Annotated in this window: 9 protein-coding genes; 4 read left to right on the top strand and 5 right to left on the bottom strand. The window is 72.2% G+C overall.

Annotated elements, in window-relative coordinates; translation table 11 throughout:
* Positions 1-252 precede the first annotated feature (252 nt).
* Positions 253-1,512, bottom strand: a complete 1,260-nt coding sequence (locus tag BCD49_RS34830) for an amidohydrolase family protein (protein ID WP_007519002.1) — start codon at positions 1,510-1,512, stop codon at positions 253-255.
* Positions 1,513-1,613: 101 nt separating this feature from the next.
* Complete coding sequence (locus BCD49_RS34825) at positions 1,614-3,008, bottom strand: alkaline phosphatase PhoX (RefSeq protein WP_007519001.1); 1,395 nt, start codon at positions 3,006-3,008, stop codon at positions 1,614-1,616.
* Between the two features lie 698 nt (positions 3,009-3,706).
* On the opposite strand from BCD49_RS34825, the gene BCD49_RS34820 reads away from it, so the two are divergent.
* The 3 genes from BCD49_RS34820 to BCD49_RS34810 all read left to right on the top strand — a co-directional run bounded on the left by BCD49_RS34820 (position 3,707) and on the right by BCD49_RS34810 (position 7,352).
* A complete protein-coding gene (locus BCD49_RS34820) occupies positions 3,707-4,531 on the top strand; it encodes a hypothetical protein (protein WP_007519000.1) in 825 nt (274 codons plus the stop codon).
* A 71-nt stretch (positions 4,532-4,602) separates the two neighbouring features.
* Positions 4,603-6,558 carry a fumarate reductase/succinate dehydrogenase flavoprotein subunit gene (locus BCD49_RS34815; protein WP_071042361.1) on the top strand — a complete coding sequence of 652 codons (1,956 nt, stop codon included), beginning with the start codon at positions 4,603-4,605 and terminating at the stop codon, positions 6,556-6,558.
* Between the two features lie 2 nt (positions 6,559-6,560).
* Positions 6,561-7,352 (top strand): succinate dehydrogenase/fumarate reductase iron-sulfur subunit, encoded by a 792-nt coding sequence (locus tag BCD49_RS34810; protein WP_007518998.1) that lies wholly within the window; start codon positions 6,561-6,563, stop codon positions 7,350-7,352.
* Positions 7,353-7,588: 236 nt separating this feature from the next.
* On the opposite strand, the gene BCD49_RS43835 is transcribed toward BCD49_RS34810, so the two are convergent.
* From BCD49_RS43835 to BCD49_RS34795, 3 genes are all read right to left on the bottom strand, one after another.
* Positions 7,589-8,806, bottom strand: coding sequence for a hypothetical protein (locus BCD49_RS43835; protein WP_007518996.1), 1,218 nt, complete (start codon positions 8,804-8,806; stop codon positions 7,589-7,591).
* Positions 8,807-8,903: 97 nt separating this feature from the next.
* Positions 8,904-11,024 (bottom strand): DUF4012 domain-containing protein, encoded by a 2,121-nt coding sequence (locus tag BCD49_RS34800; protein ID WP_083401881.1) that lies wholly within the window; start codon positions 11,022-11,024, stop codon positions 8,904-8,906.
* Complete coding sequence (locus tag BCD49_RS34795) at positions 11,021-12,478, bottom strand: CpsD/CapB family tyrosine-protein kinase (protein WP_071042360.1); 1,458 nt, start codon at positions 12,476-12,478, stop codon at positions 11,021-11,023. Before BCD49_RS34795 ends, BCD49_RS34800 begins: the two co-directional genes overlap by 4 nt.
* Positions 12,479-12,672: 194 nt before the next feature.
* On the opposite strand from BCD49_RS34795, the gene BCD49_RS34790 reads away from it, so the two are divergent.
* Positions 12,673-14,632 (top strand): nucleoside-diphosphate sugar epimerase/dehydratase (locus BCD49_RS34790; protein WP_035925525.1); only part of this gene is annotated, 1,960 nt, incomplete at its 3' end.

Here is a 14,632-nt window from a genome sequence, read left to right as displayed (position 1 = left end):
CCAGCACACCCTCCTCCCCGACCACCCCCGGCACGGCCACCCCGGCGTCCCTGTGGACAGCCCTCAGTCGTTCTTGATCGGCGTCTCAGCCCCGCGGTGGTTGTGGATCCGGTCCCGGCGCAACCACGGAAGGGCACAGACGGCGATCACTGGGGGCGGGTGGAGGCGGGGAGGGCTCGGGAGTCGGGAGGTCAGGGGCCAGGGAGCCGGGAGGTCGGGAGCCAGGAGGTTGGGAGGTTGGGAGGTCAGGGGTCAGGGGGTCGGTGGGGCTGCCGGGGTGGTGGTGCCGGCGACGGGGTGGCCGCGGAGGATGATCAGGTCGGGGGCGGCGAGGACGGCGATGTCGGCGCGGGGGTCGTCCGGGTAGACGACGAGGTCGGCGGGGGCGCCTTCCTCCAGGGCGGGGAAGCCCAGCCAGGCGCGGGCCGACCAGGTCGCGGCGTCGAGCGCGGCCTCCGGCGGCAGGCCGGCCCGGACGAGCTCGGCGATCTCGGCGGCGACCAGTCCGTGCGGCAGGGAACCGCCTGCGTCGGTGCCGACGTAGATCGGGATGCCGGCGTCGTAGGCGGCGCCGACGGTCTCGAACCGGCGGGCGTGCAGGGCGCGCATGTGCTGGGCGTAGCGCGGGTACTTGGCCTCGGCGTCGGCCGCGATGCCGGGAAACGTGGCGATGTTGACCAGCGTCGGCACGATCGCGATGCCGCGGGCGGCGAACAGCGCGACGGTGTCGTCGGTGAGGCCGGTGGCGTGTTCGACGCAGTCGATGCCGGCGGCGGCCAGGTCGGGCAACGCGTCCTCGGCGAAGCAGTGCGCGGTCACTCGGGCGCCGGCGGCGTGCGCCGCCGCGATCGCCTCGACGACGGCGTCCGCCGGCCAGCAGGAGGCGAGGTCTCCGACGGAACGGTCGATCCAGTCGCCGACGAGCTTCACCCAGCCGTCGCCGCGTTCCGCCTGCCGCCCGACCTCGGCGACGAGCCCGTCGGGCTCGATCTCCTCGGCGTAGTTGCGGATGTAGCGGCGGGTCCGCGCGATGTGCCTGCCGGCGCGCACCAGCCGGGGCAGGTCCTCGCGGTCGTCGATCCAGCGGGTGTCGGCCGGGGAGCCGGCGTCGCGCAGCAGCAGCGCGCCGACGTCCCGGTCCGCGCGCGCCTGCGCGAGCGTGGTCTCCTGGTCGACCGCGCCATGCGCGTCGAGGCCGACGTGGCAGTGCGCGTCCACGAGACCGGGCAGCACCCAGCCACGTACCGTCTCGGCCGGTGCCGTGGGCCGGGAGAAGGTGACCCTCCCGCCGACCACCCACAGCTCGTCACGGACGTCCTCGGGCCCGACCAGCACCGGGCCGGCCAGCCGCAGGACTTCCTGAGACGGTGATCGCGCTGGGTTCACCACGAACAATGCATATCTCACCTGGCGGTGGCCGACCGGGTACTCGGCCGCGCCGGACCGCCCGACGGCTCCTGCGGACGAGGAAGGCCCGACCCGGGACGGAAACGTCCCCCCAGGCCGGGCCATCCGCGCTACGGGAGCCGCGGGACCACCAGTGGCGGTCTACGGGACCGGTCTACGGGACCACCGGGCCGGTCTGCGGACCACCGGGGCGGTCTGTTGGACCGCTAGTGGCGGTCGGACTGCCACGGGCCCTTGATGGCAACCGTGACGCCGTCCTCCTGGATGTTGGCGTAGAGGTACTTGCCGTCCGGCGAGAAGGTGGCGCCCGCGAACTCCGCCTGGCTCACCGAGCGGGCCAGCGGGTAGGGGTTGCCGTCGTCGCCGATGACGACGAGGTGGTTGTCGCCGTCGCCGTCCTCGCAGAGGATCATCTCGCCCCAGGCGGAGATGTGGATGTTGTCCGGCCCGTCGAACGTGCCGCCGGGTGCGAAGCGCACCACCAGCTCGATGGTGCTCCGCTTCGGGTCGAACCTCCAGACCTGGCCCTCGTGCAGGCCGGCGGCGGGTGCCGCCTTGGCGTAGCTGGAGACGAAGTACGCCGAGCCGTCCCGGAAGTAGATGCCCTCGGCCTTCGGCACCACGGAGACGGATCCCGCGGTGAACTGCTTGCGCACCGACGTGGTGGTGGCGTCCGGGTCAGGGACGTCGACCCACTTCACCGCCAGCTTGGTGCCGATCTCGGTGACACCGGACAGGTCGGCGAGGCCGCCCGCGAACATCGCCTGCAGCTTGCCGCCGGCGCGCAGGCTGCCGGGGCCGCCGAGCGGCCGCTTCGGCAGGAACCGGTAGACGAGGCCGAACGGGCCGCTGGCGTCCTCGGTCAGGTAGAGGATGCCGGTCTTCGGGTCGACGGCGACGGCCTCGTGGGCGTAACGGCCGAGCGCGGTGAGCGGCACCGGCGCCGGGTCGTGCAGCCGGCCGAACGGGTCGACCTCGAAGACGTAGCCGTGCCGCTTGGTCAGCTTCGCGTCGTGGAGGCTGGCGGTGTCCGGGGCGAACGGGTCGCCCACGGGGACGAGCTCGGTCTCCTCGCAGGTCAGCCACGTGCCCCACGGGGTCGGGCCGCCGGCGCAGTTGCGGACGGTGCCCGCGAGGCCGACCTTCTCCGACAGCAGCTTGCCGCCGTCGACGACGAGGACGGTGTTGCCGCCGTCCGCGCCCTCGTCGTAGGTGAGGCCCTTGACGTGCGGGACCGGGTACTTCGCCTCGTGGGTCAGCTCGTGGTTGCGCACGATGGCGGTGTTGCGGCCGGCCGCGAACGTGTGCATGCCGTCCTGGAAGGTGGGGCTGAGCCCGCCGCCGGCCAGCGGTGTGCCCTGGACGGAGACCTTGGTGTAGCTGAAGCCCTTGGGCAGGTCGACGACGCCGTTCGGGTCGGCGACGAGGTCACCGTAGCCCTTGAAGACCGGGCCGTGGCCCGGGTCGCCGTGACTACCCTGACCACCCTGTGGACCCCCCGCGTATGCGGTACCACCGAAAACGGAGCCGATCGAACCCGTGAGGACGATGCCCAGGCCGGCGGCACCGGTGCCGAGCACGTGACGACGATTGACAGACATGTGGAACCTCCTTCGGCCGGCGGTAAGGCTTCCAGCCGGAGGTGTCCGGTCGACGACGGCAGACGGAAGGACCGAGGTAGCGCAGTCGACCGACGCGTAACGGAGCACGGTCCGCGGCGTCCACAGGGTGTCGGCGAGCATCCGGTGCCGCCTCGCCCCACGCGGAGGGTGGCGTGGGACGAGGCGACGTTCTCCGCCAGGTAGCCAGCCTGGCAGCCCGAGTCGCCCAGACGGCCATGGCAGYCCAAACTTTTACACACTTGTAGCACTTTCCCGATGCTCCGCCCACCAGCCCGGCCAACCAGCCCGGCGACCGGCCCGACCGACAGCCCGGTGGCGGCCACGCGCGGACCTGGCGGAGTCGGCGAGCCCCGCACGGTGACGGGAGGCCGTGCCCGGCGCGCGGCGATTCGTCCGCGGCGGATGAGAACACGTTCCTCAAAGACTCTGGCCATCTGATCGGGGATCGGCCAGACTGCGCCGTGGGCCGTGATGTGCAGCACACGGACCCTCTATGCCTCGGCCATGGTGTATCGGCGTCCGGGCGGAGGGTCCGCGCCGCCGCGCGCCACGGGCCACGCGGCGCCGCGGGTACGCGGGCCCGCGTGGTACCCGCGTCCGCCGCGGGACGCCCGTCGGCGCACGCGCGATCCGGCGGGGGATGCGAAACCGCGGCGCCAGGAGCCGAGGAGACATGTATGCCCGTTCGGACCAGACCCGCGCCGACCGCGGACCCGGCCGCCACCTCACGCCCGGTACCCGCGCCCCGCGCGGCCGTCGGCGCGCGCACGCTGCGCAAGGACAACTGGTGGGTGGAACCGCTGGTAACCGTCGTCGTGCTCGCGGGATTCGTCGTCTACGGAATGTGGGCCGCGCTGCGGAACGGGAACTACTTCCACGACCCGTACCTTTCGCCGTTCTACTCGCCGTGCTTGACGGATAACTGTCTGGACAACGCGACCCCGCATATCTTCGGCGATATCTCGCCGGTGTCGCCGGCGATTATCATTCTGATCTTCCCGCTCGGCTTCCGGCTCACCTGCTACTACTACCGGAAGGCCTACTACCGCTCGTTCTGGTGGGCGCCGCCGGCCTGCGCGGTGCCGGACTTCCGCCGTGGCTACCAGGGCGAGACGCGCTTCCCGCTGATCCTGCAGAACATCCACCGGTACTTCTGGTACTTCGCGGTCGTCTTCGCCGCGCTGCTGACCTACGACGCCGTGCTCGGTTTCATCTACGACGGCCACTTCGGTATCGGGGTGGGCTCCGGCGTGCTGGTGGTCAACGCGGCGCTGATCTGGCTGTACTCACTTTCCTGCCATTCGTGCCGGCACCTGTGCGGCGGTGGTCTGAAGCGGCTGTCCGCCGCCCCGCTGCGCCGCCGGGTCTGGGCCAGGCTTTCGGTGCTCAACCGGCACCACATGTTCTTCGCCTGGGCCAGCCTGCTGTGGATCATGGCGACCGACTTCTACATCTGGCTGGTCGCGTCCGGCCATCTCACCGACGCGCACTGGATCTCATAGGCGGCGCCGGAGCGGCCTGGGCCGCTTCGAGCCCGCCAGCCAGATGCCAGGAACGAGAGAAGGAAACACCTGTGACAGCCGAGACACACAGCTACGACGTCGTGGTGGTCGGCGCCGGCGGAGCGGGCCTGCGGGCCGCGATCGAGGCGCACGAGCAGGGCGCGCGGGTCGCCATCGTCTGCAAGAGCCTGCTGGGCAAGGCGCACACCGTGATGGCCGAGGGCGGCATGGCCGCCGCGATGGCCAACGTGTGGCCCGAGGACAACTGGCGGGTGCACTTCCGCGACACCATGCGCGGCGGCAAGATGCTCAACCAGTGGCGGATGGCGCAGATCCACGCCCAGGAGGCCCCGGACCKGGTCTGGGAACTGGAGGAATGGGGCGCCGTCTTCGACCGGACCCCGGACGGGAAGATTCTCCAGCGCGACTTCGGCGGCCACCGCTACGCGCGCCTCGCCCACGTCGGCGACCGCACCGGCCTGGAACTCATCCGGACCCTGCAGAACCGGGTCGTCGCGAAGAAGCTCGACGTCTTCATGGAATGCACCGTGCAGCGGCTGCTGACCGCGCCGGACCCGGCGACCGGCGGCGAGCGGATCGCCGGCGTCTTCGCCTACTGGCGCGAGACCGGCACGTTCGTCCGGTTCGACGCGCCGGCCGTGGTACTCGCCACCGGCGGTATCGGGAAGTCCTGGCAGGTGACGTCGAACTCCTGGGAGTACACCGGCGACGGCCAGGCGCTCGCACTGCGCGCCGGTGCCGCCCTGATGGACATGGAGTTCGTCCAGTTCCACCCGACGGGAATGGTCTGGCCGCCGTCGGTGCGCGGGATTCTCGTCACCGAGGGCGTGCGCGGTGACGGTGGCGTGCTGCGCAACACCGAGGGCCGCCGGTTCATGTTCGACTACATCCCCGAGGTGTTCGCCGCGGACACGGCCGACACCGAGGAGGAGGCCGACCGCTGGTACACCGACAAGAAGACGGCGCGGCGCCCACCGGAGCTGCTTCCGCGTGACGAGGTCGCCCGCGCCATCAACTCCGAGGTGAAGGCCGGGCGCGGCACGCCGCACGGCGGTGTCTTCCTCGACATCGCCAGCCGCCGCGACCCGGAGACGATCCGACGCCGCTTGCCGTCGATGTACCACCAGTTCAAGGAGCTGGCGGACGTCGACATCACCAGGGAACCGATGGAGGTCGGCCCGACCTGCCACTACGTGATGGGCGGGATCAAGGTCGACCCGGAGAGCCAGGCGACGACGCTGCCGGGGCTGTACGCGGCCGGCGAGTGCGCCGCCGGGCTGCACGGCTCGAACCGGCTCGGTGGTAACTCGCTGTCCGACCTGGTGGTGTTCGGCCGGCGCGCGGGCGCCGGCGCCGCCGCCTACGCGACGGCGCTCGCCGAGACCGACCGCCCGGCGCCCGACGAGACCCAGATCGCCGAGACCACGGCGCGGGCGCTCGCCCCGTTCGAGCGGGCCGCGGCCGGAGGCGACACCGAGAATCCCTACCAGCTGCAGTCCGACCTGCAGGCCGTGATGCAGTCACTGGTGGGGATCATCCGGACCGAGCACGAGCTGACCCAGGCGCTCAAGGAGATCGGGGAGCTGCGCCAGCGTGCCGAGCGGGTCGCCGTCGAGGGGCACCGGCAGTACAACCCGGGCTGGCACCTGGCGCTCGACCTGCGCTCGATGCTGCTGGTCGCCGAGTGCGTCGCCACCGCGGCGCTCGCCCGCCGGGAAAGCCGCGGCGGCCACACCCGCGACGACTTCCCCGGCACCGACCCGGTGTTCGCCCGGATCAACCACGTGGTCCGGCTGCGCGACGGCGCCGTCGACCTCGCCGCCGAGCCGCTGCCCGAAATGCCCCCCGAGCTCACCTCGCTCTTCGACCCGCCGGCGCCCACGCCAGCGCCAGCGCCAGCCGCGGCGGCGTCCGACGTGCCGCCGCAGCCGGCCGACACGGGCCGGGACGAGACCCCACCCGAGACGCCCCCGGTCGCCGGGACGAACAACGAGAGGAACGCCTGACGATGGGCTACGACCTGGCTATGCGGGTGTGGCGCGGCGACGCCGACGGGGGCGAACTGCGGGACTTCACCGTCGAGGTCGAGGAGGGCATGGTCGTCCTCGACGCGGTGCACCGGCTGCAGGCCACCCAGGCGAACGACCTGGCCGTCCGGTGGAACTGCAAGGCCGGCAAGTGCGGCTCGTGCTCGGCGGAGGTGAACGGGAAGCCCCGGCTGATGTGCATGACCCGGCTGAACCTCTTCGAGCCCGGCGAGACCGTGACCATCACCCCGCTGCGCACGTTCCCGGTGGTCCGCGACCTCGTCACCGACGTGGCCTTCAACTACGAGAAGGCCGAGGAGGTGCCCACCTTCGCGCCGGGTCGGCCGACCGGTGACGACGGGCATCACCGCATGCAGCAGGTGGACGTGGACCGCGTCCAGGAGTTCCGCAAGTGCATCGAGTGCTTCATGTGCCAGAACGTCTGCCACGTGCTTCGCGACCACGAGGACAAGAAGAGGGTGTTCGCCGGGCCGCGGCTGATGATCCGCTACGCGGAGCTGGAGATGCACCCGCTGGACACGAACGACCGGCGTGACCTGCTGCGCGCGGAGGCCGGCGTCGGCTACTGCAACATCACCAAATGTTGTACGGACGTCTGCCCGGAACACATCAAGATCACCGATAATGGGATCATCCCGCTCAAGGAGCGGGTGGCTGACGCGTCCTTCGACCCGATCGCCGCGCTCGGCCGTCGCCTGCGCCGTCACTCCCCCGCCGATGGCACGGGCGGCGGCGCGGACGGCAGCGCCTGACGGCGACCCGCCAGAGCTGGCGTCTGACGCCGGCCCCGCCAGGGCACAGAACGGGCCGCCCCCGCATTCGCGGGAGCGGCCCGTTCTGTGCCCGCTGTGCCTCCGGTATCGCCAGCTGGTCCTTCGACCAGCGCGCCACCAGCCGCTTCTGGCTGGTGAGATGCCGCCTCAGCGAGGCTGAGGCGGCACCGCTTCCACCGTTGGCTTGTTACCAGTAGGTGTTACCGGTCGTGCTGTCAGCCCTCGGTGTGCGCGCCGAGGGTGTTGCGCCGACGCCGGGCCGCGACCCGGAGCAGCAGACCGCCGCCGAGGAGGGCGAAGGCGATGGAGGCCATGGCCCCGGTCTCGACACCGGTGAACGGCAGGGCACCGCCGGCCGGGGTCGCGCCACCGCCACCGACACCGCCACCGCCACCGCCGACGCCGACACCGACGACGCCGACACCGACGGCGCCGACACCGTCACGGCAGCGCCTGTCCTTGTCGTCGAACAGGCCGTCCTTGCCATCCCGGCCGTCCTTGCCGTCGATGCCGTCCTTGTTGTTCCGGCCGTCCTTGCCGTCGATGCCATCAGCCAGCGTCGTCCGGCCGTCCTTGTTGTTCCGGCCGTCCTTGCCGTCCTTGAAGCAGTCGTCCTTGTCGTTCCAGCCGTTGATCGGGATCGGGATCGGGATCGGGATGCCGTTGATCACGGTGATGTTGCCCTTGCCGTCGGTGATGGCGCCACCGAGCCCCGGGTCCCCGAAGTCACCGACGCCACCGATGTCGCCAGGACCGCCAGGCCCACCAGGACCGCCAGGGCCACCAGGACCACCAGGACCACCGAAACCGTCGGGGCCGAGCACGAGGACCGTGGCCGTCAGGGTCCGGTTGATCGGCGCGGCGGCCAGCGCAGTCTTGGCGGCAAGCTCTTCCTGGTCCTTGAACACCGGGTCGATCTTCTCGTCGCCGAGGATGCCGGCCGCCGGGAAGCCCGGGCCAGTCGCGGTGATCGTGTTGGTACCCACGGCCGTCAGGGTCAGCTGACCACTGATGTAACCGCTGCCGTCCGCGTACACGGTCGAAGCCGCGAGGCCCGACGGGCTTGAGGCGCTTTCGACGCCTCCGCTGGTGTTGAGCGCGACGGATGCGCCAGGCACGAAGCCACAGCCCGCGAACAGCAACGACTGGCCGGACTCGATCACGGTCTGGCTCACCTGAAGCGGGCCGAAGAGACCGCCGCACGTCTTCGACGGCGGGTACGGGTCCTTCTTCCGCTTGTCGTCGAACAGATCCCGCTTGTCGTCGAACAGCGACCCGTCATCGACCGCCAAAGAGGAGATCGAAGGGTCGCTGGTTGCCGCGTCACTGAGCGGTGGAGCGTCATCGACCGCCAAGGCGGCGGTCGCTGGTAGGGCGGCGACGGCGAGCCCGCAGCTTGCGAGCAGCGCGACGCCTAGCGTGCGGAGTTTCATCGAGGCACTCCCCAACGGGTGATCAGTGCAAGCAGTCGAACGATTGACTACGCGGAGGTTACTTAGCGTAACTGCCAGTGTCCAGAACCCTGCGGAGTTACTTCGATGCTGTGAGCGACCACGGTGGCCGGGCGGGGAGCCCGGCGACGGCGAACGACTCCGGCGTCACGAGCGGTTGGGTACGCACAGTGAGCGCGGGGCCGGCGACCGGCTCCCAGACCCGCAGCACGAGCGTCCGCGTCCGGCCTCGGTCCAGCGGCAGGAACATGGAGACGACGGAGTGGCCACGCTCGATGTCGTTGACGGGCAGCRCCCGCTTGCCGTCCAGCGCGGCTCCGAGCAGGCGACTGCCCACACCCGTGTAGACCGACAGCCAGACTTGGTTCTGCGCGTCCGGGTTTCCCCCGGGCCCGCCRCGATCGAGGCGGTAGCGCACGTACTCGGGCAGGCCCGCCGGAGCATCGTTCAGCAGCTGCACGGCGATCGTCGCGACCCCGCCACCGCCCGGCGCCGGGTCCATCCGGTAACCGACGGCGCGACGCATCCAGAAGTCCAGCTTGCTGGCCGCCGCGTTCTGCGTGACCACCGCCAGGAAAGGCCCGGGCGCGCTCGGCAACGCTCCGCCGAGCGGAGTGGTGGAAAGAATGCCCTGTTCCTCGACGTGGTCGCTTGACACCAGCAGCCGGCCTTCACCGGTAGCTCGGCCGAGCGCCTCGAGCAGCTTCGGCGTGCCGCCGACGCCCGACGTCACCGCGCGGTAGACGGACTTGCCTACATCGGCGAAAAACTGGTCGCGCTCGTTGGTGTCGCTGATGAGCGCGTAGGCGTCCGACTCCACCAGCCTGACCAGGTCGCCCGCCTTGATCACCCGTCCGTCCGGCATGACGGCCGGCGTGGTCGCCGCGAGCAGGTAGGACAGGGCCGTGGGATCGATGCTGACGGTGCCGTCGACGTCGATACCCGTGGTCCTCTTGTAGAGGTCGGAGTAGAAGCGCCCGGCCGTCGGGTAGTCGGGCGTGAGATTGGCGTTCGCCCAGATATCAGTCGGCTGGTAAGGCCCATATCTGGCGGCAAGGTCGGCCGGCAGCCGCGCATCGGCCCGCGGCGTCGAGTCGGGGGGCAGCTGCGGCAGCTTCCCGTTCCCCGAGATGTCGTCGAGGCTGAGTTCGCCGTTGCGCACGGTCAGTACACCGAACCCGCCGATGATGCCGCCATTGGCCCGGGACTCGGCGGGGTTCTGCACGATCAGCAGGTAGCGACGCGCCTCACCGCCCGCGCCCAGCATTGGTGGCCCGATCTCGGTGGCAAGCTTCAGGCCGGCAAGCGAGCCGGCGAGCCGGGTGGCCTGGCTGGCGGCGGTGGCGCGGGCTGGCGCGAGCCCCAGCCGCCGGCCCAGCCAGCCACAGTCCGGGACGGCGGCGAGTGCCGTGCGGAACCTCTCGACGGCCGCCGCGGCCGCGGCGACCGGTTCCTTGCCGCGGGCGAGCGCCGTCAGGTTGATCGTCAGGCCCGACCGCAGCGACGCCGGGTTGAGCGTGCCGGCGGCCTGGGCGATGGCGGGCAGCCCGCCGCCCGCCACGCCATCGACCGCGACGGTCAACGAGTGGGCGGACCGCAGCGGGCAGCCGACGCCGGGAAGGTACGTGGCGGCCGACCACACCGGGTCGCCAGTGAGGTCGGCCGCCGAGTGGGCCCGGTCACTGATCCGGCGCACCTCGGCCGCGAGGTCCGCGGGCGCCGGTACGTCGCCGGCGAGCAGCCGCTGCTGCAGTCGGGTGATGTCCGCCCGTGCGCGGTTCAGCTCCGAGTGGGCCAGCAGGCCGCGCACGCCAATCCAGCCGGCCAGCGCGAGCACCGGCCCGAGGACGCAGGCACCCACCAGCAGCGCCCGCCGGCTCGGCCGGCGCACGAACCGGCGCGCGAACCGGCGCGGCCACCGCGCCACCCGCCCGACCACCGCACCCCCACCGTCGATCGCACCCCCGCCGTCGCCGCCCGTCGCGCCTGGCCGCGTCGGCATCTTCCGGGCCGGCGGCGGGCCACCACGCGACGCCACGTCGGCCCGCGAGACCTGGGCCGGCACGGTGACCTCGACGACCGCCGCGCCCTCGACGACCGCCGCGCCCTCGACGACCGCCGCGCCCTCGACGACCGCCGCGCCCTCGTCGGCCGTCGGCGCCGAGGCGCCCGGGGCGTGTCGCCTCTCGTCGGCGGTCATGCGTCGACGGCGGGGGCGCGGTGGTCGGGCACGATCGCCCGCTGCTCGGGCATTGCCGCCCGCTGCTCGGCAATCGCGGTGAGGCTGACCGGCTCGTCGCCCGCGCGCGCCACGCCGGCCGGGCGGCCACTCGGGGCCGCGCCGGGTCCGCCCCGGTCGAAGGAGCCGGCGACCGGGCGCTCCGAACGCGCGGGCGACGCGAGGCGCGGCCACCAGCGGCGGCCAGCCGCGGCCAGGCGCGCGAAACCGAGGCGCCAGAATGCTCCCTMGCCAGCCGGTCGGCCGGCCAGCCCGCCGACCGGGACCATGGTCAGCACGGTGCCGAGCACCCGGCCGCCGGCCGCCCCCACCGTCGCCGTCGCGTCGCGCAGCTGGCCGCACCGGGTGTGCCCGGCCCGGGCGAGCAGCAGCGCGCCACCGGCCCGGCTGGCGAGAACCGCCGTACCGGCCTCCGCCAGCAGCGGCGGCGTGTCGACGACCACGAGGTCGTAGCGACTGGTCAGCCTTTCCAGCAGGTCCGCCATGCCACGCGAGGCCAGCAGCTCGCTCGGGTTCGGCGGGACCGGTCCACTCGGCAGGACGTCGAGCCACCCGTCGCCGACCCGGCCGGCGCCCCACGGCCGGGTCGCGACGTCCAGCTCGGCGGCGCCGATGAGCACGGAGGTGAGCCCGGGCGACGGCTCGACGCCGAGGTAGCCGGCGAACGACGGCTGGCGCAGGTCGGCCTCGACCAGGCAGACCCGCGCCCCGCCGTAGGCCGCCGTGATCGCCAGGTTGCAGCAGGTGGTGGACCGGCCCTCGGACCCGACGGCGCTGGTGACGACGACCGCGCGCGGCGGGCCGTCCACGTGCAGGAAAGGCAGGGAGGCGCGCAGCCGGCGGAACGCATCGGCGCGCGGCGAACGCGGGCTTCCGTACACGACCAGCGGGCGCCGGACCGCGTCGGGCTCCTGGGCGACCGACCCCAGCAGCGGCGCGCCGGTGATCCGGACGGCGTCGTGCTCACCGACGCGCGCGCGCTCGCCCGGCAGACCGCGCAGGAGGCGTGCCAGCGCCACCGCGCCGCCGACGACCAGGCCGAGCAGGACGCCGAGCGCGACGACCCGGACCGGCCGCCAGACGGCCGCCGCGGCGAGCAGCCCGCCCAGCGCCGCGCAGGCGAGGACGAGGAACCAGACGCGCCGCCCAGCGCACGCCCACTCCAGCAGCCGCGGGAGCCACGGGCCGGGAGCCCGCGGGCCCAGAGCCCGCGGATCCAGACTCGGTCGATCCAGAGTCAGCCGATCCAGAGTCCGCGGCTCCAGGGTCCGCGGTTCCGCGGCTCTCGGCTCCAGGCCTCGTGGCTCCGTGGCCCGTGTCTCCAGGTCCCGTGTTTCCAGGTCCCGTGTTTCCAGGTCCCGTGGCCGCGAGGCGCGGAACGTGGAGTTCCGCGGTTCCAGGTCCGGTAGTTCCACGCGTCCGCTCACTTTCCGCCCCGTCTAGTTGTTCCGCCGGGTCAGACCAGGACCGGACACGGAGGACGCGCCGGTCGCGGCGTACCGCCTCGTCGCGCCGCCGGGCGGGACGGCCGTACGACTCGCCACGCCCGCGCGTGCCCGCCGATCCGTAGCACCGAATCGACCTTCGGATGCGCTTACTCTATGGCGTCATGTGGAGACGTAGAGTAGAAGGCGCGCGTGGCCGACTGTGGACGGCGGCCATCGGGCGCCGCGTGTCGCGCCTCGTGGCGCGCCTCGAGCTACGCCAGCGGGTCGGTCTCCAGATCACCTTCGACAGCCTCGCGCTGGTCGCGGGACTCGCCGCCGCGCAGACGGGGCGGTCCAACTTCGACGTCAGCACGCTGCGCGACCCCGGCTTCTGGGTGATCGTGCTGCTGGCCGTCTGCCTGCTGCACTTCCTCGGCACCGCGCTGCACCTCTATCTCGGCCGCTATCGGTTCGGCGGCTTCGAGGAAGTGCTGAGCATCCTCACCTCCGTGACCCTGACGGTCATCGGGCTGGAGATCGCGGTGGCGGCGTTCGGCCAGCCCAGGCCGCTGCCACTGTCGGTGCCACCGCTCGGCGGCACGGTCACCCTCTCGATCATGTTCGGGGTGCGCTACCTCTACCGGCTCACCGAGGAGCGGCTGCTGCGCCCCACTCCCGAGGGCACCCAGGCGCTGATCGTCTTCGGCGCGGGCGAGGGCGCCGAGCAGGTGCTGGCCGCGATGTTGCGCACCCCCGACAGCCCGTACTACCCGGTGGCGCTGCTCGACGACGACCCGCGCTGCTGGAACCTGCAGCTGTATGGAGTGCGGGTCCGTGGCGGCCGAGACCAGATCGAGACCGTAGCGAGGGCGACCGGCGCCCGGACGCTGCTCGTGGCGATCCCCAGCGCCGAGGCCACGCTGCTGCGGGAGGTCACCGGGCTCGCGGAGGCAGCGGGGCTCGCGGTCAAGGTGCTCCCCCGGGTCGCCGACCTGCTGGGCGGCAACGTCGACGTCAGCGACATCCGTGAGATCGACATCGCCGACCTGCTCGGCCGCCGCCAGGTCCACACCGACATCGCCGTCGCCGCCAGCTACCTGACCGGCCGACGGGTGCTGGTCACCGGCGCCGGCGGGTCGATCGGCTCCGAGCTGTGCCGCCAGCTGCACACCTACCGGCCGGCAGAGCTGATCATGCTGGACCGCGACGAGTCGGCGCTACGCGCCGTCCAGCTCTCGATCTACGGCCACACCCGCCTGGACGACGACAGCGTCGTGCTCGGCGACATCCGCGACGTCGACATGATCACCGCGCTGTTCACCGAGCGGCGCCCGGAGGTCGTCTTCCACGCGGCCGCGCTCAAGCACCTGCCGCTGCTGGAGCGCTACCCCGGCGAGTCGGTGAAGACCAACGTCTGGGGCACGCTGTCGATCCTGGAGGCGGCGGTCGCCAGCGGGGTGCGGCGGCTCGTCAACATCTCCACCGACAAGGCGGCCGACCCGAGCAGCGTGCTCGGCTACTCGAAGCGGATCACCGAACGGCTCACCTCGCACGTCGCCGCGGAGCACGGTGTTCCCTACGTGAGCGTGCGGTTCGGCAACGTCCTGGGCAGCAACGGCTCGGTGCTCACCATCTTCGCCAGCCAGCTGGCCGCGGGCGGTCCGCTCACCGTCACCGACCCCGACGTGACCAGGTACTTCATGACCGTGCAGGAGGCCGTGGAGCTGGTCCTGCAGGCGGGCGCGCTCGGTTCCAGCGGTGACGCGCTGGTGCTCGACATGGGCGAACCCGTGCGGATCGACGACGTGGCACACCGGCTCGTCGCGCGCGCCGAGGCCAAGCCGGGCGGGCAGAAGATCGACATCGTCTACACGGGGCTCGGTGTCGGCGAGAAGATGCACGAGGCGCTGTTCGGTATCACCGAGACCGACGACCGGCCCCGCCACCCGCTGATCTCCGAGGTCCCGGTGCCGCCGCTGGACCCGAGTCTCGTCGTCGAGCTGGACCCGTGGGCCGACGACGAGAAGGTCCGGCACGCGCTGCGGGAGCTCGGCCGCGACAGCGACCTCGCCGCCGTCACCGCCGGCCTCACCTTCATCCCCCGCCAGCCCACCGGTCCCGACTCCACCACCCCCCGCCGCT

It is taken from the genome of Pseudofrankia sp. EUN1h (assembly GCF_001854645.1).
In the GTDB taxonomy this organism is placed as follows: Bacteria; Actinomycetota; Actinomycetes; order Frankiales; family Frankiaceae; genus Pseudofrankia; species Pseudofrankia saprophytica.
Note: the sequence above shows the minus strand (reverse complement) of the source record. Positions and strands in the feature narration are given on the sequence as shown.